The sequence below is a fragment of the Streptomyces sp. NPDC098789 genome (assembly GCF_044759975.1).
GTDB lineage: Bacteria > Actinomycetota > Actinomycetes > Streptomycetales > Streptomycetaceae > Streptomyces.
Genome location: NZ_JBIWAJ010000003.1, coordinates 576,355 through 600,253 on the forward strand (window position 1 = coordinate 576,355; position 23,899 = coordinate 600,253).

At 73.4% G+C, this 23,899-nt stretch carries 24 protein-coding genes; 12 read left to right on the plus strand and 12 right to left on the minus strand.

Features of this window, described 5'->3' with window-relative positions; translation table 11 throughout:
* Positions 1 to 200 precede the first annotated feature (200 nt).
* A complete protein-coding gene (locus tag ACIQWR_RS09840; protein ID WP_404006294.1) occupies positions 201 to 923 on the plus strand; it encodes a lysophospholipid acyltransferase family protein in 723 nt (240 codons plus the stop codon).
* Positions 924 to 1,002: 79 nt separating this feature from the next.
* Positions 1,003 to 2,265 (plus strand): MFS transporter, encoded by a 1,263-nt coding sequence (locus ACIQWR_RS09845; RefSeq protein ID WP_404006296.1) that lies wholly within the window; start codon positions 1,003 to 1,005, stop codon positions 2,263 to 2,265.
* Positions 2,266 to 2,298: 33 nt separating this feature from the next.
* Here ACIQWR_RS09845 and ACIQWR_RS09850 read toward each other — a convergent pair whose 3' ends face one another.
* The 6 genes from ACIQWR_RS09850 to ACIQWR_RS09875 form a co-directional block, all read right to left on the minus strand.
* A complete protein-coding gene (locus ACIQWR_RS09850; protein WP_404006298.1) occupies positions 2,299 to 2,898 on the minus strand; it encodes a transglutaminase family protein in 600 nt (199 codons plus the stop codon).
* A gap of 121 nt (positions 2,899 to 3,019) precedes the next feature.
* Positions 3,020 to 4,081 (minus strand): threonine aldolase family protein, encoded by a 1,062-nt coding sequence (locus tag ACIQWR_RS09855; protein WP_399259046.1) that lies wholly within the window; start codon positions 4,079 to 4,081, stop codon positions 3,020 to 3,022.
* Positions 4,078 to 4,839, minus strand: a complete 762-nt coding sequence (locus ACIQWR_RS09860) for an SDR family NAD(P)-dependent oxidoreductase (RefSeq protein WP_404006300.1) — start codon at positions 4,837 to 4,839, stop codon at positions 4,078 to 4,080. Before ACIQWR_RS09860 ends, ACIQWR_RS09855 begins: the two co-directional genes overlap by 4 nt.
* 26 nt (positions 4,840 to 4,865) lie before the next feature.
* A complete protein-coding gene (locus ACIQWR_RS09865; protein WP_404006301.1) occupies positions 4,866 to 6,281 on the minus strand; it encodes a DUF6421 family protein in 1,416 nt (471 codons plus the stop codon).
* Between the two features lie 81 nt (positions 6,282 to 6,362).
* The gene (locus ACIQWR_RS09870; RefSeq protein ID WP_404006303.1) at positions 6,363 to 7,391 is read right to left on the minus strand and encodes an alpha/beta hydrolase; all 1,029 of its coding nucleotides are present in this window, start codon (positions 7,389 to 7,391) and stop codon (positions 6,363 to 6,365) included.
* A 69-nt stretch (positions 7,392 to 7,460) separates the two neighbouring features.
* Positions 7,461 to 8,582, minus strand: a complete 1,122-nt coding sequence (locus ACIQWR_RS09875) for an LLM class flavin-dependent oxidoreductase (RefSeq protein WP_404006305.1) — start codon at positions 8,580 to 8,582, stop codon at positions 7,461 to 7,463.
* 49 nt (positions 8,583 to 8,631) lie between these two features.
* On the opposite strand from ACIQWR_RS09875, the gene ACIQWR_RS09880 reads away from it, so the two are divergent.
* Both ACIQWR_RS09880 and ACIQWR_RS09885 read left to right on the plus strand, forming a co-directional pair.
* Entirely contained in the window at positions 8,632 to 9,336 is a 705-nt protein-coding gene (locus tag ACIQWR_RS09880; RefSeq protein WP_404006306.1) for a PadR family transcriptional regulator, read from the plus strand.
* A 180-nt stretch (positions 9,337 to 9,516) separates the two neighbouring features.
* The gene (locus ACIQWR_RS09885) at positions 9,517 to 10,200 is read left to right on the plus strand and encodes a glycerophosphodiester phosphodiesterase (RefSeq protein ID WP_404006307.1); all 684 of its coding nucleotides are present in this window, start codon (positions 9,517 to 9,519) and stop codon (positions 10,198 to 10,200) included.
* A gap of 72 nt (positions 10,201 to 10,272) precedes the next feature.
* On the opposite strand, the gene ACIQWR_RS09890 is transcribed toward ACIQWR_RS09885, so the two are convergent.
* Positions 10,273 to 10,821, minus strand: a complete 549-nt coding sequence (locus tag ACIQWR_RS09890; protein WP_404006309.1) for a GNAT family N-acetyltransferase — start codon at positions 10,819 to 10,821, stop codon at positions 10,273 to 10,275.
* A 149-nt stretch (positions 10,822 to 10,970) separates the two neighbouring features.
* Between ACIQWR_RS09890 and ACIQWR_RS09895 the strand changes: the two genes are divergently transcribed.
* From ACIQWR_RS09895 to ACIQWR_RS09910, 4 genes are all read left to right on the plus strand, one after another.
* Positions 10,971 to 11,567 (plus strand): DUF5134 domain-containing protein, encoded by a 597-nt coding sequence (locus tag ACIQWR_RS09895; RefSeq protein ID WP_404006311.1) that lies wholly within the window; start codon positions 10,971 to 10,973, stop codon positions 11,565 to 11,567.
* A gap of 97 nt (positions 11,568 to 11,664) precedes the next feature.
* Positions 11,665 to 12,603 carry a M56 family metallopeptidase gene (locus ACIQWR_RS09900; RefSeq protein ID WP_404006313.1) on the plus strand — a complete coding sequence of 313 codons (939 nt, stop codon included), beginning with the start codon at positions 11,665 to 11,667 and terminating at the stop codon, positions 12,601 to 12,603.
* A gap of 83 nt (positions 12,604 to 12,686) precedes the next feature.
* Positions 12,687 to 13,382 (plus strand): phosphatase PAP2 family protein, encoded by a 696-nt coding sequence (locus ACIQWR_RS09905; protein WP_404006315.1) that lies wholly within the window; start codon positions 12,687 to 12,689, stop codon positions 13,380 to 13,382.
* A gap of 37 nt (positions 13,383 to 13,419) precedes the next feature.
* Positions 13,420 to 14,061: a TetR/AcrR family transcriptional regulator gene (locus ACIQWR_RS09910; RefSeq protein WP_404006317.1), complete on the plus strand. Its 642-nt coding sequence runs from the start codon at positions 13,420 to 13,422 to the stop codon at positions 14,059 to 14,061.
* A gap of 28 nt (positions 14,062 to 14,089) precedes the next feature.
* Here the strand turns inward: ACIQWR_RS09910 and ACIQWR_RS09915 are convergent, their stop codons facing one another.
* Entirely contained in the window at positions 14,090 to 15,601 is a 1,512-nt protein-coding gene (locus ACIQWR_RS09915; protein ID WP_404006318.1) for an LVIVD repeat-containing protein, read from the minus strand.
* Positions 15,602 to 15,704: 103 nt separating this feature from the next.
* On the opposite strand from ACIQWR_RS09915, the gene ACIQWR_RS09920 reads away from it, so the two are divergent.
* Both ACIQWR_RS09920 and ACIQWR_RS09925 read left to right on the plus strand, forming a co-directional pair.
* Positions 15,705 to 16,442, plus strand: a complete 738-nt coding sequence (locus tag ACIQWR_RS09920; RefSeq protein WP_404006320.1) for a DUF305 domain-containing protein — start codon at positions 15,705 to 15,707, stop codon at positions 16,440 to 16,442.
* A gap of 52 nt (positions 16,443 to 16,494) precedes the next feature.
* Positions 16,495 to 17,853: an FAD-dependent oxidoreductase gene (locus ACIQWR_RS09925; RefSeq protein WP_404006322.1), complete on the plus strand. Its 1,359-nt coding sequence runs from the start codon at positions 16,495 to 16,497 to the stop codon at positions 17,851 to 17,853.
* A 10-nt stretch (positions 17,854 to 17,863) separates the two neighbouring features.
* Here ACIQWR_RS09925 and ACIQWR_RS09930 read toward each other — a convergent pair whose 3' ends face one another.
* The 4 genes from ACIQWR_RS09930 to ACIQWR_RS09945 form a co-directional block, all read right to left on the minus strand.
* Positions 17,864 to 18,601: a class I SAM-dependent methyltransferase gene (locus ACIQWR_RS09930; RefSeq protein ID WP_404006324.1), complete on the minus strand. Its 738-nt coding sequence runs from the start codon at positions 18,599 to 18,601 to the stop codon at positions 17,864 to 17,866.
* Between the two features lie 211 nt (positions 18,602 to 18,812).
* Positions 18,813 to 19,163, minus strand: coding sequence for an ArsR/SmtB family transcription factor (locus ACIQWR_RS09935; RefSeq protein ID WP_404006326.1), 351 nt, complete (start codon positions 19,161 to 19,163; stop codon positions 18,813 to 18,815).
* 104 nt (positions 19,164 to 19,267) lie between these two features.
* Positions 19,268 to 20,347: an NADH:flavin oxidoreductase/NADH oxidase gene (locus ACIQWR_RS09940; RefSeq protein ID WP_404006327.1), complete on the minus strand. Its 1,080-nt coding sequence runs from the start codon at positions 20,345 to 20,347 to the stop codon at positions 19,268 to 19,270.
* An 83-nt stretch (positions 20,348 to 20,430) separates the two neighbouring features.
* A complete protein-coding gene (locus ACIQWR_RS09945; protein ID WP_404006329.1) occupies positions 20,431 to 21,783 on the minus strand; it encodes a wax ester/triacylglycerol synthase family O-acyltransferase in 1,353 nt (450 codons plus the stop codon).
* Positions 21,784 to 22,002: 219 nt separating this feature from the next.
* Here ACIQWR_RS09945 and ACIQWR_RS09950 point away from each other — a divergent pair, with 219 nt between their 5' ends.
* Both ACIQWR_RS09950 and ACIQWR_RS09955 read left to right on the plus strand, forming a co-directional pair.
* Positions 22,003 to 23,091, plus strand: a complete 1,089-nt coding sequence (locus ACIQWR_RS09950; protein WP_404006331.1) for a WD40/YVTN/BNR-like repeat-containing protein — start codon at positions 22,003 to 22,005, stop codon at positions 23,089 to 23,091.
* 45 nt (positions 23,092 to 23,136) lie between these two features.
* Positions 23,137 to 23,823 (plus strand): uracil-DNA glycosylase, encoded by a 687-nt coding sequence (locus tag ACIQWR_RS09955; RefSeq protein WP_404006333.1) that lies wholly within the window; start codon positions 23,137 to 23,139, stop codon positions 23,821 to 23,823.
* Positions 23,824 to 23,899 lie beyond the last annotated feature (76 nt).

Here is a 23,899-nt window from a genome sequence, read left to right on the forward strand (position 1 = left end):
CGCGGCCCGTCCGTCCGTACGGTCATCCGAGCGCCCGTCCGACGCGCCGCATTCCCGGCGTGACAAGAATCTCTCCTGGTCGGGGCATCTGGACTGGCCACCGGGGCAGGTATGGGGCACGATCCCCATGGCTACGTACCTACGATGGCGTAACTTACGGCCGGGAGTACCTCCCCAGGCAGAAAGCGGGGTCTCCCCACATGGCTGAGTTCGTCTACCCCCCGGTGATCGGCGCGGCGCACACGCTCTTCAAGGCGCTGGACGTCCGCATCGACATGAAGGGCACCGAGAACATCCCCCGCAAGGGCGGTGCGGTGCTCGTCTCCAACCACGTCGGTTACCTGGACTTCATCTTCGCCGGTCTGACGGCGCGGCCGTCCAAGCGCCTCGTGCGCTTCATGGCCAAGGAGTCGGTGTTCCGGCACAAGGTGTCCGGCCCGCTGATGCGCGCGATGAAGCACATCCCGGTCGACCGCACGCAGGGCGAGTCCGCCTACCAGCTCGCCCTCGACTCGCTGCGCGGCGGCGAGATCATCGGGGTGTTCCCCGAGGCGACGATCTCGCAGTCCTTCACGCTGAAGAGCTTCAAGTCCGGCGCGGCGCGGATGGCGCAGGAGGCCGGGGTCCCGCTGATCCCGGTGGCGCTGTGGGGCACCCAGCGGATGTGGACCAAGGGCCACCCGAAGGACCTGCGGCGCAGCCACATCCCCGTGACGATGCGCGTGGGCGAGCCCATGGAGGCGCCGGCCGACCAGTTCGCCGGCGCGATCACCCGGCGGCTGCGCGAGCGGGTGCAGGAGCTCCTCGACGCGGCGCAGCGGGCCTACCCGGCGAAGCCGAAGGGCACGGACGACTCGTGGTGGCTGCCGGCGCACCTCGGCGGTACCGCGCCCACCCCCGCCCAGGTCCGCGAAGCGGGCTGACGGGCCCGGGCCGGACGGCCGTCTCTATCCCCGCTCCACCCCCGCGGAGTACCGTCTCGACCCGGGGGGTGGTGGTCCTGTGCGCGGGTTCAAGCGGTACCTGGCCGCGGCGCTGGCCGGCCGGTTCGCGTCCGAGGGGATGGGGATCGCGCTGGTGCTGCTGGCGCTGGAGCGGACCGGGAGCGCCGCGAACGGCGCCTTCGTCCTGACGGCCTGGTTGGCACCGCACGTGCTGGCGGCCCCGCTCGCGGGAGCCGCCGCGGCGCGGACCCCGCGCCCCCGGCTCTTCCACGTGGGCGCCCTCGTCTGCTTCACGCTGGCCGTGGCGACCCTGTCGGTGCTGGTGGGCCGGGCCCCGGTCCCCGTGGTGATCGCGGTGGCGGTGGCCGGTGGCAGCTGCGGACCGATGGTCACGGGCGGGCTGTCCAGCCTGGTGGCCTCGCTGATCCCGGCGGGCGCCGAACGCGACCAGGCCTACGCCTGGGACGCGGCCACCTACAACGCGGCGGGCGTCACCGCCCCGGCCGTGGTGGGCCTGATCGCCTCGCTCGGTTCGGCGGGCCCGGCGATGGCCGTACTGGCCTGCTCGGGCGCGCTGGCCGCCGTCCTGGCCGCCCTGCTCCCGTACGAGGCCCCGCGCGCCCGCCACCGGGACGCGGCGCCCCGACCCACCGCGGGCGGCGGGTTCGCCGCCCTGTGGCGGGTCCGCGAGCTGCGGGCGATCTCCGCGGCGACCACCTTGGCCTTCGTCGGCATCGGCGCGCTGAGCACCACGGCGGTCCTGCTCGCCCGCGGCCTCGGCGCCCCCGGCGCCGGGGGCGCCCTGATGACGGCCTTCGCCGTGGGCGCGCTGTCGGGATCCGTGCTGCTGGCCCGGCGGCGGGCCTCCGGCCGCGCGGACGATCCGGGACTGCTGGCGCGCTGGGCGCTGGGCGGCACCGGGGTCGCGCTGGTCGCGGTCGCGTTCGCGCCGACCGTGCCGCTGGCCGCGGCCGGCTTCGCACTGGCGGGGGTGTGCGACGGCCCCCTGCTGACGGCGACACTGCGGATCCGGGCCGAGCACGCGCCGGACGCGGTGCGGGCCCAGGTGTTCACCCTGGGCGCCGGACTCAAGGTCACGGCGGCGGCCGCCGGGGCGGCCCTGGTGGGCCTCGCGGCGGGGCGGCCGCCCGGGATGCTGGTCCTGGGCATCGCGGCGCTCCAGCTCGCCGCCGTGGTCGTGCACCGGGCGGCCGCGGGCCCCGCCCGGCCGCCCGCCGCGCCGCTCCCCGCGGCCGCCGCCGGGCCGGCCGCCCCCGTCGCGCCGCGGGACGCCCCGCAGGACGCCCCCGCCGGGCCGTAGGGGCGCCTCCTACAGACCCGCCTACGGACCCGCCTACAGCCCCGTCGGCAGCAGGTCCCACAGGGCCTTGCTGTCGGGGGCCGCGCGCAGGGCGTCGAGCACCGGCGCGGGCGGGGCGGCGTACAGGGTCGGGTAGTCGATCTCGCCCAGTTCCGGACGGACCGGGAAGGCCAGCCGCTCGGCCTCCAGCGAGAACCGGGCGTCCACCCCCGGCTTGTTGCCGCGCGGGTCGATCCGGGACCAGGTGGTGCGGCCGGGCAGCCGCAGGGCCACCAGGCCGTGGATGACCGCGCCCGAGCCGTCGTCGTCCCCCAGGAGCTGGTAGCAGAGCCCGGTCGGGACGTCCCGGGCGCGCAGCAGCGCGGTCAGGGCGTGGGCCTTGGCGTAGCAGATGCCGGTGCGCAGGCGCAGGACGTCGGAGGCCCGCCAGGTGACGCGCGGATCGTCGACGTCGTTCGAGTGCGGGATGGTGTCGCGGACGAATACGAAGGCGGCCTCGGCGTATGAATATGCATCACCGGTATCGGCCCAGAGGGCTGCGGCGGTCTCCTGTACCAGTGGGTGGCCGTGATCTATGACCTCGTCAGCCACTAGATAGGGCGCGAGGTCGGGATGCTCCGGGATCGGTTCCATGATCGGGAGCATAGGTATACCCCGCACCGTAAGTCTATAGATTTACGGTGCGGGGTATGTCCATGCATGCGGTTGTCGCGGCCCGACCCTCAGGCGACCGGACCGTCGGACGGTGGACCCGTCAGCGCGCCAGCTCTTCCTTCAGCGCCTGGAGGAAGCCGTCGACGTCCTCCTCCTCGGTGTCGAAGCCGCACATCCAGCGCACGTCGCCCGCCACCTCGTCCCAGAAGTAGAAGCGGAAACGCTTCTGCAGGCGGCGCGACACCTCGTGCGGCAGCCGCGCGAACACCGCGTTGGCCTGCACCGGATAGAGGATCTCCACCCCGTCCAGCTCCCGCACTCCCGCCGCCAGCCGCTGCGCCATCGCGTTCGCGTGCCGGGCGTTGCGCAGCCACAGGTCCTTCGCGAGCAGCGCTTCGAGCTGCACCGAGACGAACCGCATCTTGGAGGCCAGCTGCATCGACATCTTGCGGACGTGCTTCATCTGCCGGACGGCGTCCGGGTTGAGCACCACGACGGCCTCGCCGAAGAGCATGCCGTTCTTCGTGCCGCCGTACGAGAGCACGTCGACCCCGACCGCGTTGGTGAACGCGCGCATCGGCACGTCCAGCGACGCCGCCGCATTGGATATCCGGGCCCCGTCGAGGTGGACCTTCATGCCCAGCCCGTGCGCGTGCTCGCAGATGGCCCGGATCTCGTCCGGGGTGTAGACCGTGCCCAGCTCGGTGTTCTGGGTGATGGACACGACCTGCGGCATCGCCCGGTGCTCGTCCTCCCAGCCCCAGGCCTGCCGGTCGATCAGCTCGGGCGTGAGCTTGCCGTCCGGCGTCGCCACGGTGAGCAGCTTGAGGCCCGCCATGCGCTCGGGCGCGCCGCCCTCGTCGACGTTGATGTGGGCCGACTCGGCGCACACCACCGCGCCCCAGCGGTCGGTCAGGGCCTGCAGCGCGGTCACGTTGGCGCCGGTGCCGTTGAAGACCGGGTAGGCCTCGGCGTACGGACCGAAGTGGCTGCGGATGACCTTCTGGAGGTGCGCGGTGTACTCGTCGTCGCCGTAGGCGACCTGGTGGCCGCCGTTGGCCAGGGCTATCGCCGCCAGGACCTCGGGATGCGCTCCCGCGTAGTTGTCGCTCGCGAAGCCGCGCACCGCCGGGTCGTGGTGCCGGCGGGCGTCGGTCCTCAGGGTTGCGGGGTCAGCCACAGACGCTGTCCGTTCACTTCGGTGGCGGGCCGCTCCCAGACGCCGGTGATGGCCTCGGCCAGCTCCTTGACGTCGGTGAAGCCCGCGAACTTCGCAGTGGGTCGCTCGGCGCGCATCGCGTCGTGCACCAGTGCCTTGATGACCAGGATCGCAGCTGCGGCGCCCGGGCCGTCCTCACCTCCCGCCTTGCGGAAGGAGTCGGCGAGCGCCAGGGTCCACGCCTCGGCCGCCGCCTTGCCCGCGTTGTACGCGGCGTTGTTGGCGACCGGCTTGTGCGCGCCGGACTGGCTCACCAGGACGTAGCGACCGCGGCCGCTGCGCAGCAGGCCGTCGTGGAACGCGAGCGAGGTGTGCTGGACGGTGCGGATGAGGAGCTTCTCCAGGAAGTCCCAGTCCGCCAGGTCCGTCTCGGTGAAGGACGTGCTGCCGCGCCAGCCGCCGACGAGGTGGACGACGCCGTCGACCGAGCCGTACTCCTTCTCGGTCCGGGCGGCCCACTCCTTGGTGGCGTCCAGGTCGAGCAGGTCGACGGTGTCACCGGTGACGGTGGCCCCGCCGTGGGCGTAGCGGGCGGCGTCCACCGCTTCCGCGAGGCGCGCCGCGTCGGCGTCGGCCGCTATCACCGTGGCACCCGCCTCGGCGAGGCGGATCAGCGTGGCGCGGCCGGCGGGCCCGCCGGCCCCCGCCACCGCCACGACCGCTCCGCTGAGCTTCCCGTTTCCGTTCCCGGAGCCGTTCATCGGCACTGCCTCCTCCGCGCGAGCGCTCACGCGGCGACCCGCTCTTCCTGGCGACGGTCCTCGGCGTTCAGCGCCGTGATCCCCTTGGTCGAGGCGATGACGCCCTTGAGCTTCTTGGCGAGGGCCTCAAAGAACATGCTGAGGGGGAACTCGTCCGGAAGCACGTCGTCCACGAGCTTGCGCGGCGGCTGTGTCAGGTCCAGGGCGTCCGGGCCCTTGGCCCAGCGGGAGCCCGGGTGCGGTGCGAGGTAGGTCGCGACCAGCTCGTAGGCCTTGAACCAGTGAACCAGCTTGGGGCGGTCGATGCCCGCCCGGTAGAGGTCCTCGATCTCGGCGCACAGCTGGTTGGTGACCTGCGGGGCGCGCATCCAGTCGATCTTCAGCGTGTTGTCCGTCCAGCGCACGACGTCGTGCTTGTGGAGGTACGCGAAGAGCAGCTGGCCGCCGAGGCCGTCGTAGTTGCGGGTGCGGTCACCGGATACGGGGAAGCGGAACATCCGGTCGAAGAGGACGGCGTACTGCACGTCACGACCGTGCTCGTTGCCCTCGGACTCCAGCTTCACGGCCTCCTTGAAGGCGGTGAGGTCGCAGCGCAGCTCCTCCAGGCCGTACATCCAGAACGGCTGGCGCTGCTTGATCATGAAGGGGTCGAACGGCAGGTCGCCGTGGCTGTGGGTGCGGTCGTGGACCATGTCCCACAGGACGAAGGCCTTCTCGCAGCGCTCCTGGTCGGTGACCATGGCGGCGATGTCGGCGGGCAGGGTGACGCCGAGGATGTCCACGGCCGCCTCGGTGACCTTGCGGAAGCGCGCGGCCTCGCGGTCGCAGAAGATGCCGCCCCAGGTGAAGCGCTCGGGGGCCTCGCGGACCGCGATGGTCTCCGGGAAGAGCACGGCCGAGTGGGTGTCGTAGCCCGCGGTGAAGTCCTCGAAGGTGATGCCGAGGAAGAGCGGGTTGTCGTACCGGGTGCGCTCCAGCTCGGCGAGCCACTCGGGCCACACCATCTTGAGCGCGACGGCCTCGAAGTTGCGGTCCGGGTTCCCGTTCTGCGTGTACATGGGGAACACGACGAGGTGCTGCAGCCCGTCGGCGCGCTCGGCGGCCGGGTGGAAGGCGAGCAGCGAGTCGAGGAAGTCCGGCACGGCGAAGCCGTCCGCGACCCACTTGCGCAGGTCGGCGACGAGGGCGCGGTGGTACTCCAGGGAGTGCGGCAGCAGCGGCGACAGCTGCTCCACGGCGTCGATCATCCGCTCGACGACCGCTTCGGCCTCCAGGCGTGTGGGTGCGCCCGCGACCTCGAAGTCGATCGAACCGTCCTTGGCCTGCCAAGGACGGATCTCCTCCACGGCGGCCTTGAGCTGGGGCCACGCCGGGTGGTCCACCACCCGTGCTCCGGCGGTTATCACGGCACCGACCGGTCCCGGCACAAGAGTTTCCGTCATGTCACTTCCTCCACAGGAGAACCTCACGTTAAGACAGCGTATGCATGTGAGGCTCTCCCGCTCAAGAGGTAAAGCCGAAAATTATCCTGCGTCACCCCCGTTGACGCCGCAATTCTTCCTGCCCGATACCGTCCGCGCGATCGCTTCGCCTACTCCGTCCAGGGCACGGCGGGCCGCGGGCAGGAAGTCGACCAGCCCCAGGAATCCGTGGAACATCCCGGGATGATGGTCCTCGTGGGCGCTCGTGCCCGCCTCGCGGAGCGCGCGAACGTACGCCGCCCCCTCGTCGCACAGCGGATCGCACCCCGCGGTGACCACGTGGGCGGGCGGCAGCCCGGTGAGGTCCGCGCGCAAGGGCGAGGCCAAGGGGTCCGCGCCGTCGCCGCCGGGCCCGAGGTACTGCGCCCAGAACCAGCGCAGGTGCGCGGCGGTCAGGAAGTACCCCTCGGCGTTGCGCCGTAACGAAGCGGTGTCCTGTGCGGCGTCGAGGGCCGGGTAGACGAGGACCTGGAGGGCGACCGCCGGTCCGCCCCGCTCGCGGGCGAGCAGCAGCGCGGCGGCCGCCAGGTTGCCGCCCGCGCTGTCCCCGGCGATCACCAGCGCCCCGGGGTCGCCCCCGAGCTCGGCCACCCGCCCGCCCGCCCAGCACAGGGCGGCGTGGGCGTCGTGGACGGCGGCCGGGAAGGGGGCCTCCGGAGCGAGCCGGTAGTCCACGGACACCACCACCGCGCCGGCGGACCGGCACAGGTGCCGCGCGGTGGAGTCGTGCGTGTCCAGGTCGCACAGCACCCACCCGCCGCCGTGGCAGAACACCACGGTCGGCCGGGGTCCGGGCCACCGCTCCGGGTCGGGCCGGTACACGCGCACGGGCAGCGGCGGCGCCCCGGCGGGCCCGGGCACCACCCGGTCCTCGACGCCGGCGACGACGGGCGACGGGAGCGGTGACACCGGGAGCGCCGCGAGGATCCGACGGGCCGTGGCGGCGTCGGTGACCCGGCCGCCGACGTCGGGGAAGGCGTCGGCGAGGGCGTCGGCGAAGGGGCGCACGCCGGGATCGAGCCGGTCGGGGTCGGGCTCGGGAACAAAGGGAGTAGCGGGGCTGGACGGCATCAGAGGTACCTCCGGCAGGGGTCTCGGATCGCGTGTCGCGCATCGGTCACTACCGCTGGGGCGCCCCTCTCACACCTCCCGGAAGTGCGGGATGACCTTCTCCCCCCACTGCCGCAGCGTCTCCAGGCAGGCCTCCTGCGGCACGGTCCCCATCTGGATCAGGCACATCACCTCGTCCGCTCCGGCCGCCCGCAGCCGTTCGACGTAGGCGATCGCGTCGTCGGCGCCGCCGTAGGCGTGGTCCGCGTGGAAGGTGGCGGTCGCGGCGGGCCGGACCGGTATGTCCAGCTCGTGCAGCCGCGCCACCACCTGCTCGGCGGCCCGGCGCAGCTCCTCCCCCTCGTCCGCGCCCGCGACCACCGCCTCGTCGGGGACCCCCGCACCGCCGTACCAGTGGCCGATGGACTGGGCGAAGAAGCGCTGGCCCCGGACCCCGATCCGGCGGGCCCGCGCCGGATCGTCGAGCACGATGGTCGGACAGAGCACCGAGAAGTGGTCGTTGACCACGCTCGACACGAACCGGGAACCGTCGCGTCCGGCGATCGCCGCGTCGTACGCGGCGCGCATCGCGGCGATCGACTCCGGCCCGGCGAAGCCCATCACCAGGGCGCCGACGCCCAGTTCGGCGGCCTGGCGCAGGGTGTCGGCGCGGCTGCACGCGAGGAACAGGGGCGGGTGCGGGGTCTGCCGGGGCCGGGGCAGGATCGGGTGCGGATCGATGTCGATCAGCTCGCCGTGGTACTCCAGCTCGTCCTCCTGCCATGCCTTGCCGATGATCCGCAGCGCCTCCTCGACCTCCTGGGTCGTGCGGTCCCGGTCCACCCCGCACAGCGAGGTCTCCTGGGCGGTGCCGCCGCGGCCCGCACCCAGGTCGAGCCGCCCGCCGGAGAGCAGGTCGAGCATCGCGGCGCGCTCCGCGACCCGGACGGGATGGTTGAAGTTGAAGGGCATGCACACGACGCCGTGCCCGATGCGTATGGTGTGCGTCTTGGCCGCGACCCACGTGAGGAAGACCTCCGGAGCGCTCATGTGGGCGTACCACTTCAGGGAGTGGTGCTCGACGGCCCAGATCCGGTCGAATCCCATCCGTTCGGCCAGGACGGCCTGCTCGACGCAGTCCCGGATGACCTGGTGCTCCCGCTCCACGGTCGGGTCGGCGAGCTGCGCCTCGAAGATGACGGAGAACTTCACGATGCCTCCAGGGTTGCGTCCTGTGCCCGGTCTCACTTCAATTCGAAATATGACTAGTAGTCAGACCTCGAAGAAGCAAGAGGCGCGCGACGACCTGCCGCCGACCGCGTGGGCGGTGCTCGGCCTGCTGTCCTTCCCCGGCGAGCGGACCGGGTACGAGCTGAAGAAGTGGGCGGACTCCTCGCTCCGCTTCTTCTACTGGTCGCCCGCGATCAGTCAGATCTACGCCGAGCTGCGGCGCCTGGAGGACCTCGGCTACGCCGCCTCCACCCGCTCGGGACCCGAGGAGGTCCGCGCCAAACGGCGCTACGCGATCACCGCCGCCGGGCGCGCGGCCCTGGCGGGTTGGGCCTCGGACACCGCCGAGGCCGGGCCCCCGGTGCTCAAGCACGGGCTGCTGCTCCGGGTCTGGCTGGGGCACCTGGCCGAGCCGGAGCGGCTGCGGGCCATGGTCACGGAGCACCTGGAGCGCACCCGGGGCGAGCTGGACTCCGTACGGGCGGCCCTCGCGGCCGCGGACGCACCGGACTGGGCCTTCCCCCGGCTGGCGCTGCGCTGGAGCGAGCGGCAGCACCTGGCCGAACTGGAGCTGACCGGGGCCCTCCTCGCGGACCTCGCGGAGCTCCCGGCGGCGCTCGCGGCCGGGGCGGCGACCGGGTCCGTCGGACCGTCCGCGACCGGCGCCGGGAGTCACCCTGAACCTGAGGTCGAGGGTCGGGGTCAAGGCGATGGGGACGCGCCCACGGCAGGGTGACGCCGGACGACGACGGCCGCCGTGCACAACCCTTGGCGGGAACCGGCCGGAGGGTCCTGCCGGAGCGCTGCACGGGCGGTCCCATCGCACCGTCGGCGCACTAGCATGCGTCCTCACCACGCGGGCGGTCGGGACACCGCGGCCGCGTGGGGAGCCGCCGTCGACGGAAGCGAGAGAACCTTGACTTTCCTCACCATCGGTCACCGCGGGGTCATGGGTGTGGAACCGGAGAACACCCTCCGGTCGTTCGTCCGCGCACAGCGCAGCGGCATGGACGTGATCATGCTGGACCTGCGGCTCAGCAAGGACGGCGCACTCGTCGCCCTGCACGATCCCGAGGTCGACCGGACCACGGACGGCTCGGGAGCCGTCGCCGATCTGACCCTCGCGGAACTGCGCGGACTCGACGCCGGCCACGGCGAGCGGGTGCCGGTCTTCGAGGAGGTGCTGGACGCGGTCGCCGCGCCGCTGCTGGTCACGGTGCGGGACCTCGGCTGCGCCCGGGTGCTGGCGGAGGTGCTGCTGCGGCGGGACCTGACCGGCCGGGTCGAGGTCTGCTCGGACGAGGACGCGGTGCTCGCCGGGATCGCCGACCTGGCGCCGGGGGTGCGGACCGTGCTGAGCGCGGGCAGCTACGGCACGGACATCGTGGAGCGGGCGCTGGCCGTCGGCGCGCGGACGCTCGCGCTGGACATCCGGCGGCTCACGCTGGAGACCGTCGAATCGGCGCACGCGGCCGGGCTGCGGGTGACGGGCTGGACGGTCAACACGCAGGAACGGCTGAAGCTGGCGCGGGCGTTGGAGTTGGACGCCGCGGTGACGGACCTGCCGGAGATCCGGCGCACGGGCCGCTTCACCGCCTGATCCGCCCCGCCCCCGGGCCGGCCCCCGGCGCCCGCGCGGCGCCGGGCCGGTCCCTTGCCGCGCGCTCCCGACTCAGAGCTGCTTGACGAGCAGCTCGAAGACCAGGTCGGGGCGGCGCGGGATGCCGAAGCGCTCGTCGCCGTACGGGAACGGGGTCAGCTCGCCGGTGCGCCGGTAGCCGCGACGCACGTAGTAGGCGATGAGTTCCTCGCGCAGGCTCACCACGGTCATGCGCATCTCCTTGGCGTCCCACTCCTCGCGGACCCGGCGTTCGGCCTCGGCCATGATCTCCTTGCCGAGGCCGGCGCCCTGGAGTGCGGGGCGGACCGCGAACATCCCGAAGTAGGCGTGGTCGCCGCGGTGTTCGAGGTGGCAGCAGGCGACGAGCTCGCCGTCGCGCTCGACCAGCAGGAGGATGCTGTCGGGGGTCGCGATCACCTCGCGCACGCCCCGCTCGTCGGTCCGCTGTCCGTCGAGGTAGTCCGCTTCGGTCGTCCAGCCGACCCGGCTGACGTCGCCGCGGTACGCCGACTCCACGAGCGCCACCAGAGCCGGTGCGTCCGAGTCGTCGGCGCTGCGGAAGCTGAGGGCCGTGGGGCGGGTGGGCTCGGCGGTCGACATCGGTGCGGCTCCGTTCGGAAAAACTGGCATATGACAAGCCTGGTGCGGCCCAGGAGAGCCTAACCCGGTCGGCGTGCGGCCCCCCCGGGGCGGGCATCTCTTCCGGTGACGCCGACGAACCGGGGGGTTCCGCCGTGCACGGTCCCGCGATGTCCCTTCCCACCTCCACCGCCGCCGCCGTGTCCGGCTGGCTGCTGGTGGCGCTGTGCGCCCTGAGCGGTGCGTACTGCCTGCTGCGGGCGCGCAGAGCGGAGCGGGCCGCTCGGGGCGCGGCGGGCGGCGAGGCCCTGATGGGCTTCGGGATGGCGGCGATGGCCGCGCCGACGGGGACCGGGGCGTGGGGGTCCGGGGTGCTGCTGGCGGTCTTCTGCGCGGCGTCGCTGCACGCGGTGTGGTTGCTGCGCAGCGGCGTCCACCACGTCCACCACCTGGTGGGGTCGCTGGCCATGGTCTACATGACGGTGACGATGGGGGCGGCGACGTCCCCGGGTGCGGGCGGCGCGCACGCGGGGGGCCACGGCGAGGGGCTGGCGCAAGGGCTCCCGCTGGTGACCGGGGCGCTGCTCCTCTACTTCGCGGGGTACGTGCTGCTCGGCGGGGCGCGGCTGGTGACGACGGCCGGCGGGTCCGCGGTCGCCCTGGCGCCGGGCGGCCCGGTGGGGCTCGGGCGCGGAGCCGCCGAGGTGACGCGGGCGTGCCGACTGGCCATGGGAATGGGGATGTTGGCCATGCTGCTCACCATGTGAGGCGCCGCGCCCGGGAGGCGGCGGGGGCGACGTGTCGTGCGTCACCAATGGACGGTGTCCATACCCGTGGGCAGCTCCGCCCTCCTAAAATGCGGCCATGATGGTCCCCGCCGTTCTCCTGCTGCTCGGCGCCCTGACCTCCCTCCTCGCCCCCCGCCTGCTGGCCCGTGCCGAGTGGCCCGAGCGCGAGCCCGTGGTGGCCCTGTGGGTGTGGCAGTGCGTGGTGGCCGCGGTGCTCCTGTGCTTCGCCCTGTCGATGCTGCTCAGCGCGGCCGCCGCCTGGCTGGCGGTGCGCGGCCCGCTCTTCGCTTCGGCGCCGCGCGGGGTGGTCGACGCGTACGCGCTGGGATCCGGCTCAGGCCCCTGGGCCGCCGGGACCGCGCTGGTGCTCGCGGGCGGCGGGCTGTGGACGGGGGCGATGCTGGCCGCGGAGGTGCTGCGGGCGCGTTCGCGCCGGCGCGCCGAGCGGGCCGAACTCCTGGTGCGGGCGCCGTTGCTGCCGGGCGAGGAGCCCGACGGCGGCCGGCTGGTCGTCCTGGAGGGCCGGCGGCCCGACGCGTGGTGGCTGCCGGGCGCCGCGCCGCAGCTGGTGGTCACGACGGGTGCGCTGGGGCGGCTCAAGGGCCAGCAGCTGGACGCCGTGCTCGCGCACGAGCAGGGGCACGCGGCGGCCCGGCACGACTGGCTGCTGCACTGCTCGCGGGCGCTGTCGGGGGCGTTCGGGCAGGTCCCGGTGTTCGCCGCGTTCGAGGCGCAGATGCACCGGCTGGTCGAGCTGGCCGCCGACGACGTGGCCTCGCGGCGGTACGGGCGCCTCACCGTGGCGCTGGCGCTGGTCGGGCTGAACGAGGACCGCGGCGTGTTCGGGCCCTGCCCGACCCCGCACGCCCACGTCCCCGCGCGGGTGCGCCGACTGCTCTCGGCCGCGCCGCGGCTCTCCCCCGTGCGCAGGCTGCGGCTGACCGCGCTGGCGGCCCTGGTGCCGGCGGTCCCGGTGCTGGTGGCGTTCGTACCGGGGCTCAGCACCCTGACGTAGCGGGACCTCGCCCGGAGGGTCGGGACGGACGCGCGGACCGGACGCGCGGGCCGGATGCTCGGGCCGGATGCGAGGATCGACGCATGACCGGGGCTCTCGTACGACGGACCGCGACCGGGTGCGTGCTGCTCGCCGCCGTGCTCACGGCCTTGGTCGTGGCCCGATGGCCGCCGCTGATCGCATTCGACGCCCGGGTCGCACGGTCCCTGCACGCGTACGCGCTCGGGCATCCGGTGCCCACCCGGCTGCTGCGGGTGCTCAGCGACTGGCCGTGGGACCCCTGGACGATGCGGGCGGCGGCGGCGCTCGCCTGCGTGTGGCTGTGGCGGCGCGGGGAACGGGCCCTCGCTCGGCGGTTCGGCGCGGCCGTCCTCGCCGCGGCCGTGGTGTCGCAGGGGCTCAAGGCGGCGGTGGGGCGCGAGCGGCCGGTGTGGCCGGATCCGGTGGACTCGGCGCACTTCGCGGCGTACCCGTCAGGGCACGCGCTGACGGCGACGGTGGTGTGCGGGCTGCTGCTGTGGCTGCTCCCCCGCTCCGGCGGGGCGCGGACCGCCGCCCTCGGCGGCGCCCTCGTCTGCGTCCTCGGAGTCGGCTTCAGCCGGCTCTACCTGGGTGTGCACTGGGCGTCGGACGTGGTCGGTGGCTGGCTGCTGGGCGCGGCCCTGGCCGCCTTCGCGATCGGTGGGGCGGGAGCGCCGAGGAGCGGCGAAATCCGGACGGGGACGGCCGGTGGTGGGCGATCCCCCGCGTCGCCCACCACCAGTCGGCCCGCGCGCTGAGTATATTGGCCCGGAGCCAGTCAACGCAGGAGCAAGCATGGTCCCGCGCAGCCCGTCGGTCAATGAAGAATTGCGCAGACGTTCCCGGGAGCGGCTGCTCCAGGCCACGGTCGAACTCGTCGGCGAACGCGGTTACGAGGCCACGACCCTCGGCGACATCGCGGACCGGGCGGGCGCGGCACGCGGCCTGATCTCCTACTACTTCCCCGGCAAGCGCCAGCTGTTGCAGTCGGCGGTGCACCGCCTCATGTTCCGCACCCTGCGCGAAGCGCTGGAGCGCGAGCCCCGGCCCACCGGAGCGGACGCCGGGCGGGAGCTGCTGGCCCGGGCGATCGACGCGATCCTCGGGCTGGCGCTGGAACATCCGCTGCTGATGCGCACGCACATGGCGGGCATCCTCTCGAACGAGGGCTTCGTCCAGGGCCCGGAGCAGCAGCAGCTGGCGGAGCTGCTGCGGGAGACGGTGGCCCGGCACGGCGCGGACGATCCGGACGTCGACCCCGATCGGGACTACCCGCTCCTGCGGGCCCTGCTGATGGGCGCGGTGTTCGCCGTCCTGTTGCCGGGGGCGCCGATGGCGGCGGCCCGACTGCGGGCGGAGCTCTTCCAGCGCTACGGGCTCGACTGGGAGCTGGGGGTCCCGCCGGACGGCGGGCCGCCCGACGGAACGTTCCTCTAGGTCGCGGGGGCGTAGGGGCCCGGCGCGCTCAGTGGTAGTCGGGCTGCGACTGGACGTTCAGCCGGTCCGTCCAGACCCACTTGGCGCTCTCGGTGCGCCAGTCGTCGAGGCGCAGCACGTCGAGGCCCTTGGTGATGTCGTTCGCGTAGATGTGGCCGTTGTAGTAGTACGCCGACCAGGCCCCGCCCAGGGTCAGCTTGTCGGTGCTAAGCGGGCCGCGCTCGAAGTAGGCGATCTCCTTCGGCCGGGTGGAGTCGGTGAAGTCCCAGACGGACACGCCGCCTTGGTACCAGGCCTGCACCATGATGTCGCGACCGCCGCCCACCGGCACCAGTGAGCCGTTGTGGGCGACGCAGTTCTCGGTGTCCGCCTGGTGGCGCGGGATCTTGTAGTAGCCGCGGAAGACGAGCTTGCGCTGGTCGCCGCGGCCGGCGATGTCGTAGATGCCGTCGGCGCCGCGGCTCGGGCCGGTGGCCTCGTTGCAGGTGGCGCCGCCACCGCCGCCCAGCTCGTCGGTGAACACCACCTTGTCCGCGCGCTCGTTGAAGGTCGCCGAGTGCCAGAAGGCGAAGTTGACGTTGTCCTGGACGCGGTCGATGACGCGCGGCCGCTCGGGCTCGCTGATGTCGAAGAGGATGCCGTCACCCATGCAGGCGCCCGCGGCGAGGTCCTTCGAGGGCAGCACGGTGATGTCGTGGCAGCCGGTGGTCTGGGAGACCCCGGGGTTGGTGGGTGCGCCCGGGTTGCCGCCGTCGGGGAAGAGCACCGGGAAGCCGACGACCGACGCCTGCCGGGGGTCCTTCTTCGGGACCTTGACGACGGAGATCCCGTCGTGCGGCGGCTGGCAGTCCGGGAAGGCCGCGCTCGGCGAGTACGAGGAGACGTAGAGGTAGACGTCGCCCCGCTTGCCCGGCACCAGGGTGTGGGTGTGCGAACCGCAGGCCGTCTCGACCGACTTGATGTATTTGGGGTTCTTCTTGTCGCGGATGTCGAAGATCTTGATGCCTTCCCACGACGACTTCTCGGTCGCGGGCTGCGAGACGCTGTTGCAGGAGTCGTCGCTGCGCGAGGAGTCGGTGGAGAGGAAGAGGAGGTCGCCGGAGACGGAGACGTCGTTCTGGCCTCCGGGGCAGAGCACGGTGGTGACGGTCTTGGGGGCGCTCGGGTTGCCGATGTCGTAGATGGTGAAGCCGTCGTAACTGCCCGCGTAGGCGTACCGGCCCTGGAAGGCGATGTCGGAGTTGATCACGGCCGGGTTGGCGCTCGGAACGTTGGCCAAGGGGGTGATGTTGCGGCTGTGGACGATCTCGTCCTGGCCGGGGATCTCGGAGGAAACGGTTCCGGTGGCCGGTGGGCCGGCTGCGCTCCGGCCGGGCCCTAACGGAGTCAGGTCCCCGGGGTCGGGTGTGGCGGAAGCGGGTCCGGCGACGGCGAGGAGCGTCACGAGGAGTCCGGCGCCGGCCGCGGCGGCGGCCAGGGTCCGGGTCCGGGTGCGTGCTCTGGGGATGCACTGTGGGGCTGATGGGACTGACGAGGTCATTGTGTCCTCCCTTGGGGGCGTTCCGAGCCCTATCGGCGGGAACGGAACCAGTACCCCCGACTCCCGCAGTATCTTCCTTTGCATGGCCATGACAACAGCGCGCATGACGGCACGACTGTTCCGCCGGCGCACCGCGGCGGCCCTGCGCCCCGTCTTCGTCCTCGGCGTCATCGGTGCCACGGGCCTCATCGGTGTGCTGGGGCTGACCTCCTGTCGCGTCGGCGGTGACGACGACGGGGCCGCCGCCGGGCCGGTGGTCATCGCCCCGGGCCGGCCCGGCGAGGGGTCCCGCACCCTCTCCCCCGGCCAGGCCGCGCGGGAACGGCCCGACGACAGCGCGAACGCCGCCGACCTGAGCTACGTGCGCCGGATGACCGAGCACCACCGGCAGGCCCTGACGATGAGCGCGCTGGCACCGCAGCGCGCCTCGGCGGAGCCGGTCAAGCGGCTGGCCGAACGGATCGCGGCGGCCCAGCGGCCGGAGATCGCGGTGATGGAGAGCTGGCTGACCAACCACCCGGACCCGGGCACCGCCCCGACGGGCGGGAGCGGCCGGGCCACGGAGGACCCCGCGGCCCACGACCGGACCCGCGACCACGACCACGGCGGGGCGACCATGCCCGGGATGGCCACCGCGCAGCAGTTGGCGGAGCTGGCGGCCGCCACGGGCCCTGACTTCGACCGGCTCTTCCTTCGTCTGATGATCGCGCACCACGAGGGGGCCGTGACGATGGCGGGCGAGGCCCTCGCGGGTGGGAACAACGGGGCGGTGGAGGAGATGGCGAACGAAGTGGTGGCCCAGCAGAGCGCCGAGGTACGCCGGATGCGCGCGATGGGCTGACGGTCCGGGAGAGCGGTGCCATGCTGGATCCCTCTGCGGAAGGAGACCCTCCGTGCTTCGTGTCGCCGTGGTCGGTTCGGGCCCGAGCGGGGTCTACGCCGCACAGACCCTGGTCCAGCAGCGCGAGGTGCCGGGCGTGCGGGTCGACGTACTGGACCGGCTGCCCTGCCCCTACGGCCTCGTGCGCTACGGCGTGGCCCCCGACCACGAGAAGATCAAATCGCTCCAGGGCAGCCTGCGCAGCGTCCTGGAGGACGAGCGGATCCGCTTCCTCGGCAATGTCGAGGTGGGCGGGGAGGCGCTGACCACCGGGCGGCTGCTGGAGCTGTACCACGCCGTCGTCTACTGCGTGGGCGCCGCCCGGGACCGGATGTTGGGGATCCCGGGCGAGGAGCTGGCCGGGGTGCACTCGGCGACCGCCTTCGTCTCCTGGTACAGCGCGCACCCGGACGCGGCGGCGGCCGGCTTCGGCCTGACGGACGTGCGGTCGGCGGTCGTGATCGGGGCGGGGAACGTCGCCGTGGACGTGACCCGGATCCTGGCCCGCGGCGCCCCGGAGCTCCGGCTCACCGACATGCCGGAGCCGGCCCTGGGGGCGCTGGCCGCCAGCGGGATCCGCGAGGTGGCCATGGTGGCCCGGCGCGGGCCCTCGCAGGGCAAGTTCACCACCAAGGAACTGCGCGAACTCGCCACCCTGTCCGGGGTGGACACCACGGTGCTGGCCGACGAGCTGGCACGGGACCCCGCCTACGCCGACCCGGCGGCCGCCGCCGCGCTGCCCGCCGTGAACCGGCGCAACGTGGAGGTGCTGCGGGACTGGACCGCGCACCGGCCGGACGCGCGGGCGCGGCGGATCACCCTGCGGTTCTTCCTGCGGCCCGTCGAGGTGCTGGGCGGGGCGGACGGACGGGTGAGCGGGGTGCGCTTCGAGCACACCGTCCCGGACGGGCGCGGAGGCGTGTCGGGAACCGGGACGTTCGAGGACGTCGACGCCCAGTTGGTGCTGCGGTCGGTCGGCTACCAGGGCGTCCCGCTGCCCGGGCTGCCCTTCGACGCGGCGCGCGGTACGGTCCCCCACGCGGCGGGTCGGGTCCTGCGGGAGGGCCGGGCCTCGGTCGGCGAGTACGTGGCCGGTTGGATCAAGCGCGGCCCGACCGGGGTCATCGGCACCAACCGTCCCTGCGCGAAGGAGACCGCCTCCTCGCTGCTCCAGGACGCGGGCGCGCTGGCCCGGCGAGATCTGCCCGGCGACCCCCTGGACGCCCTGCGCGCGGCGGGCCTGGCCCCGGTGCCGTGGCCGGGCTGGCTGGCGATCGAGGCCGCGGAGTCGACGCTGGGCCGCTCCCTGGGCCGCCGCTCGGTGAAGATCCCGGACTGGCCGGGCCTCCTCGCGGCGGCCGCCGGGGAGTAGGGGGTGTGTACTACGGCCTGCGGAACAGGCCCGCCCAAAGGAAGGGTTCGCCGAAGCGCGGGGAAGCGGACGGTTCGTCGCGCATGCGGCGGAGTTCGACCTCCGTGAGGTCGGCGAAGATCGCGCGGAGCGACTGCGCCGTGTAGGCGAGGCCGCCGTGGAGGCGCGCCTGGCCGTAGAACTCGGCGTCGGGGAGCTCGGAGCCCATGCCCGCTTCCCCCGCGGCGAAGCAGGTGAGCGAGAAGTGGCCGCCGGGGGCCAACGACCGTTCCAGCAGGGCCAGGTAGCTGATCCGGCGGTGCGGCGGCAGGTGGTGGAAACAGCCGGAGTCGAGGATCAGGTCGTACGGGCCGCTCCAGGCCGTTGCCGCGGCCGGGTCGAAGATGTCGCCGTGGTGGAAGCGGACGTCGAGGCCCGCTTCCGCCGCGCGCTCCCCCGCCCAGGCGAGGGCCGCCGGGGACAGGTCGACCGCGTCCACCTCGAAGCCGAGCGAGGCGAGGTGGAGGGCGTTGCGGCCGGGCCCGCAGCCGAGTTCGAGCGCGCGGCCCGGTGCGATCGCGCCCCGGTCGAGCGCCTCGGCCAGGTGCTCGTCCGGTTTCGCCACGAAGAACGGCACGGCTCTGCTCCGGTCCGCGTAGAAGCCGTCCCACCAGTCGGCCGCACCGGCCGTCCAGCGGTCGGATTCGGGCGCGAACAGCCCGTCCATGAGCTGAAGTACGTCATCGATGGTGCGGATGTTCCGGTCCATCCGGTCCCCCCTTCTCCCGTGGGGAACCGTAGGCCGGATCTTGATGAAAGACCAGGTCAGACGGGGTGCGCCGAAGCCGTGGTCGCCCCTCTCGCGAGCTACGCCACGCGGGCCGACGCCCCCCGACCGACCCCCGGGTGCGAGGCCGCCGTAGGACCCGCCGAGGGGTTCCACGGGGGCGCGGGCGGCGCCCCTCGGGCGGGTTTTCGAATCAGCCGGCCGTGCGCTCCGCCTCGGCGGAGGCGGCCGTCAGGATGCCGGTGAGGAGGCCAGGGAAGAGGGCTTCCAAGTCGTCCCGGCGCAGGTCGTTGAGCTTGGTGGTGCCGCGGTAGGTCTGACGCACGACCCCGCTCTCGCGCAACACCCGGAAGTGATGCGTGCTCGTCGACTTGGTCACCGGCAACTCGAAGTACGAGCAGGCCAGCTCACCGCCGCCGCCCGCCAACTCACGGACGATGGACAGCCGCACCGGATCGGAGAGGGCGTGCAGCACGCTCTCCAACCGGATCTCGGCGGGAGACGGGTGGTCGAGGGAACGGGCGGTGGCGCTGGGCTCCGTCATGTGTACTCCTCCACTCACTGGACACCACGAAGGTACGAGAACCATCGTAGTACATCTCCCGCCGGAGAACCGTGGAAGGCGTCACCCGCGACCCGACACCCCGGTCAGGACCGGTGGTACTGGTTCGGACGGCGGACCTCGGCCCCCAGCTCACCCGCCGCGCGCCGCGCCCAGTGGGGGTCGCGCAGGAGTTCACGCCCGAGCAGCACCGCATCCGCCTCGCCATTGGCCACGATCTTCGCCGCCTGCGCCGGCTCGGTGATCAGCCCCACCGCGGCGGCCGGGAATCCGGCCTCCGCCTTGACCCGCGCGGCGAACGGCACCTGGTAGCCCGGGCCGACGGGTATGCGGACGTCCGGGGCGAGCCCACCGGTGGAGACGTCGAGCAGATCCACCCCGTGCCGCTGGAGCACCTCGGCCAGCCGGACCGTCTCGTCGGCGGTCCACCCGCCTTCTTCGAGCCAGTCGGTGGCGGATATCCGGAAGAAGAGCGGGAGCTCCTCGGGCCACTCGGCGCGCACCGCGTCCACCACGGCGAGGGGGAAGCGGATCCGGTTCTCGAAGGATCCGCCGTACTCGTCGGTGCGCCGGTTGCTGTGCGGGGAGAGGAACTCCCCGATCAGGTAGCCGTGTGCGCCGTGGATCTCCACGACCTGGTAGCCGGCCGCCAGCGCGCGCCGGGTGGCGGCCGCGAACTGCTCGACCACCTCCCCGATCCCCTCCACCGTCAGCTCGTGCGGCACGGGGTGGCCCTCGGCGAAGGGCACCGGGCTCGGGGCGCTCGGCCGCCAACCGTGCCCCTCGGGGCCGACCGGGGCTCCGCCCTTCCAGGGGGCGTCGGTCGATCCCTTGCGCCCCGCGTGGGCGATCTGAATCCCGGGGACGGTGCCCTGGGCCTTGAGGAAGTCGGTGATCCGGCGCAGCGCCTCGACCTGGGTGTCGTTCCAGATGCCGAGGTCGTAGGGCGAGATCCGACCCTCCGGGGAGACGGCGGTGGCCTCCTGGAGGATCAGCCCCGTACCGCCGACCGCACGGGCCGCGTAGTGCGCGAAGTGCCAGTCGTGGGCCACACCCGCCTGCGGGCCCGTGGGCTCCGCGCTGTACTGGCACATCGGGGCCATCCACACGCGGTTCGGCGCGGTCACAGAACGGAGGGTGTAGGGCTCGAACAGGGTGGTACTCATCTGGACTCTCCACGGGATGCGGCCGGCGGGAGCCGGGCACGACGACTAAGTACGAGACACACCGTACTACGGAATCCCTCGTACTACGAGATCTCTCGTACAAGTTCTTCGAGTTCGGTCCGCAGCGCCAGCGCCAGCTCGTCCAGGTCCGGGACCGCGGCCCCGTCGGCCACCAGCCCGTAGTGCACCGTCCCCCGGTAGCTGGAGACCGCGACGGCCAACGCGTGCCCCTGTGCCAGCGGAGCCAGCGGGTAGATCTCGCGGACCGCGCTGCCGCCGAGCGAGAAGCCGAACCCGGGCAGCGGCACGCTGGTGACGAGGATGTCGAACAGCAGTCGCGCGGCCTGCGCCAGCAGCGGCCCGCCGAGCCGGTGGCCGAGCGGGTGCACGTGGTCGGCGAGGAGCGCCACCGCCCCCGCGCCCCGGGCCGGGCCGGCCTCCTTGTTCCGGTCCATGTCCGCCCGCACGGCGTCCAGGCGGCGCAGCGGCTCCTCCTCGGTGACCGGCAGCCGCAGCAGGTACCCGGAGAGCCGGTTCCCGCCGTCGGAGCCGCCGCGGGTGCGCCGGCGCGAGACGGGAATCAGGGCGCGCGGTCCGCTGCCGCCGTCCACGGGTTCGCCGCGCCCGACCAGCCAGCGCCGCAAGGCGCCCGCGACCAGGGCGATGAGCACGTCGTTGACGGTTCCTCCGACGACCTTGCGGATCCGGTTCACGTCGTCCAGGTCGAGCGCGACACCGGCGAGCGCCCGGGTCCCGGCCGCCGCGCCAGCGCCCGCGCTCAGCCCGTCGGGCACGCCGAAGGGCAACCCCGACCGGGCCACCGCGGCGCCGATCTCCAGCGCCTGCCCGACGTCCTGGGCGCGCGCGGCCAGCGCGCCGGGCAGTCGCCGCAGGGCCGAGCCGGAGCCGGCCGGCGGGCCGTCGCCGCGCCGGCGCTCCGCGCGGCCCGGGGGACGCGCGGAGCCCCGTACCGCCTGCCCCTCGTCGAAGAGACCGGCGGCCAGCGCGAGGACGCCCAGCCCGTCGGAGAGGGCGTGGTGGAACTTGAAGAGCACCGCGAAGGTGCCCGGGTCCGGCCCGGCCAGCACGTGGGCCTCCCAGGGCGGCAGCCCCCGCTCCAGCGGCCTGGCCATCAGCGGCCCGGCGGCGGCGTGCGGGTCCGTATGCGCGTGCCGCAGGAGGGACACGTGCCGGGCCGGGTCGAAGTCCCGGGCGGGCGACCAGGCGGCCGCCCCCACCGGCAGCAGGACGTCGTGGATCCGGCGGCGCAGCCGGGGCACGTCGGCGCAGCGCTCGGCGATCAGCTCGGCGGCGCGGGCGGCCGCGTCCGGACCGGCGGCCTCGAACACGCCGAGGGCGCCGAGGTGCATGGGATGGGAGGCGGATTCGATCCGCCAGAAGGCGAGGTCGAGCGGAGGAAGGTGCTCGGTGGCCACGGATCGCCTCTCACAAGTCAGCAGAGGGCAGAAGTGAACCCTTTCCGGCTCCGTACGATCAAGTAACCAGCTGGCTTGATCCACCTGTCGATCACGATCGATCAGCAGGTCAGCGCGACCGCGCGCCCCCGCGTGCTTGCCGGGTCACTGTCAGTGCCCGGGTGCAGACTGGCCGGAAGGGATCGTCCCAGGGACAACGACGTCCGGGAGGTGTCGGCCATGTCCGACGTGCTACTGCTCGCAGGAACCCGCAAGGGGCTCTTCATCGGCCGCCGGGGGGCCGACGGCCGCTGGGCGTTCGAGGAACCGCACTTCAACGCCCAGGCCGTCTACGCCGTGGCCATCGACCGGCGCGGCCCCGCGCCCCGGCTGCTGGTCGGCGCGGACAGCCTGCACTGGGGGCCCTCCGTCTTCCGGTCCGACGACCTCGGCGGGACCTGGCACGAACCGGCCGCGCCCGCGGTCAAGTTCCCCCAGGACACCGGCGCCTCCCTCGAACGCGTCTGGCAGTTGCATCCGGCCGGCCCCGAGGCCCCGGGCGTGGTGTACGCCGGGACCGAACCGGCGGCACTGTTCCGCTCCGCCGACCGGGGCGAGACCTTCGAGCTGGTACGGCCGCTGTGGGAGCACCCGACCCGCTCGGCCTGGGTGCCCGGTGGCGGCGGGGAGGCCGTGCACACCGTGATCACCGACCCGGCCCGCGCCGAGGCGGTGACCGTCGCCGTCTCCACGGCCGGGGTCTTCCGCACGGAGGACGGCGGGGCGAGCTGGGCCCCGTCCAACCAGGGGGTCTCCGCGGTCTTCCTGCCCGATCCACAGCCCGAGTTCGGCCAGTGCGTCCACAAGATCGCCCAGGACGCGGGGGACGGGGACCGCCTCTACCTGCAGAACCACTGGGGCGTCTACCGCAGCGACGACGCGGGGGCGCGCTGGACGGACATCGGCACCGGCCTGCCGTCCGACTTCGGCTTCGCGGTGGCCGCCCACCCCCACCGGCCGGACACCGCCTACGTCTTCCCCCTCAACGCCGACTCCGACCGGGTCCCGGCCGACCACCGCTGCCGGGTCTTCCGCACCCGCGACGCGGGGGCCACCTGGGAGCCGCTGAGCGCCGGGTTGCCCTCCGGCGACCACTACGGAACGGTGCTGCGCGACGCCCTCTGCACGGACGACGCGGACCCGGCGGGCATCTACTTCGGCAACCGCAACGGCGAGTTGTACGCCAGCGCCGACGACGGCGACAGCTGGCAGCTGCTGGCCGGACACCTGCCCGACGTGCTCTGCGTCCGGGCCGCCGTGATCGGCTGATCGCACGCACCGACCGCCGCCGCGCATCAACTAGAGTTGCGCAGCGTGGCAGCACGACCTTTGAACGAGATCGTCGAGCCGGGCTGGGCCCGCGCTCTGGAACCGGTGGCGGAGCAGATCGCCGCGATGGGCGACTTCCTGCGCGCCGAGATAGCGGCGGGCAGGACGTACCTACCGAGCGGTGCGAACGTCCTGCGCGCCTTCCAACAGCCCTTCGACGAGGTGAAGGTGCTCATCGTCGGGCAGGACCCCTACCCCACCCCGGGGCACGCGGTCGGGCTGTCCTTCTCGGTGGCCCCCGACGTGCGCCCGGTGCCCGGCAGCCTCGACAACATCTTCCGGGAACTGCACAGCGACCTGGGCGTGCCCCGGCCCGCGAACGGCGACCTGACCCCCTGGACCCGCCAGGGCGTCCTACTGCTCAACCGCGCCCTGACGACGGCGCCGCGCAAGCCCGCCGCCCATCGGGGCAAGGGCTGGGAAGCGGTGACGGAGCAGGCGATCCGGGCCCTGGTGGCCCGCAGCAAGCCGCTGGTTTCGGTGCTCTGGGGCCGGGATGCCCGGAATCTGCGCCCCCTGCTGGGGGAGCTGCCGGCCCTGGAGGCGGCGCACCCCTCCCCCATGTCGGCGGACCGCGGGTTCTTCGGGTCCAAGCCTTTCAGCAGGGCAAACGACCTGCTGGTTCACCAGGGGTCACAGCCCGTGGACTGGCGCTTGCCGTCAGTCAGTTGATCGTATCTGAACTTCACCGGATAAATACGGACAGATGCCGCTCGACCGGGCCCTGCCCGAACCCCCGGTCCGGGAA

Coding starts and splice junctions, on each gene's coding strand:
- ACIQWR_RS09840 (WP_404006294.1), top strand. CDS start 201: ATGGCTGAGTTCGTCTACCCCCCGGTGATCGGCGCGGCGCACACGCTC.
- ACIQWR_RS09850 (WP_404006298.1), bottom strand. CDS start 2,898: ATGGAACCGATCCCGGAGCATCCCGACCTCGCGCCCTATCTAGTGGCT.
- ACIQWR_RS09860 (WP_404006300.1), bottom strand. CDS start 4,839: ATGAACGGCTCCGGGAACGGAAACGGGAAGCTCAGCGGAGCGGTCGTG.
- ACIQWR_RS09865 (WP_404006301.1), bottom strand. CDS start 6,281: ATGACGGAAACTCTTGTGCCGGGACCGGTCGGTGCCGTGATAACCGCC.
- ACIQWR_RS09870 (WP_404006303.1), bottom strand. CDS start 7,391: ATGCCGTCCAGCCCCGCTACTCCCTTTGTTCCCGAGCCCGACCCCGAC.
- ACIQWR_RS09880 (WP_404006306.1), top strand. CDS start 8,632: ATGACTAGTAGTCAGACCTCGAAGAAGCAAGAGGCGCGCGACGACCTG.
- ACIQWR_RS09890 (WP_404006309.1), bottom strand. CDS start 10,821: ATGTCGACCGCCGAGCCCACCCGCCCCACGGCCCTCAGCTTCCGCAGC.
- ACIQWR_RS09895 (WP_404006311.1), top strand. CDS start 10,971: ATGTCCCTTCCCACCTCCACCGCCGCCGCCGTGTCCGGCTGGCTGCTG.
- ACIQWR_RS09900 (WP_404006313.1), top strand. CDS start 11,665: ATGATGGTCCCCGCCGTTCTCCTGCTGCTCGGCGCCCTGACCTCCCTC.
- ACIQWR_RS09905 (WP_404006315.1), top strand. CDS start 12,687: ATGACCGGGGCTCTCGTACGACGGACCGCGACCGGGTGCGTGCTGCTC.
- ACIQWR_RS09910 (WP_404006317.1), top strand. CDS start 13,420: ATGGTCCCGCGCAGCCCGTCGGTCAATGAAGAATTGCGCAGACGTTCC.
- ACIQWR_RS09915 (WP_404006318.1), bottom strand. CDS start 15,601: ATGACCTCGTCAGTCCCATCAGCCCCACAGTGCATCCCCAGAGCACGC.
- ACIQWR_RS09920 (WP_404006320.1), top strand. CDS start 15,705: ATGACGGCACGACTGTTCCGCCGGCGCACCGCGGCGGCCCTGCGCCCC.
- ACIQWR_RS09930 (WP_404006324.1), bottom strand. CDS start 18,601: ATGGACCGGAACATCCGCACCATCGATGACGTACTTCAGCTCATGGAC.
- ACIQWR_RS09935 (WP_404006326.1), bottom strand. CDS start 19,163: ATGACGGAGCCCAGCGCCACCGCCCGTTCCCTCGACCACCCGTCTCCC.
- ACIQWR_RS09940 (WP_404006327.1), bottom strand. CDS start 20,347: ATGAGTACCACCCTGTTCGAGCCCTACACCCTCCGTTCTGTGACCGCG.
- ACIQWR_RS09950 (WP_404006331.1), top strand. CDS start 22,003: ATGTCCGACGTGCTACTGCTCGCAGGAACCCGCAAGGGGCTCTTCATC.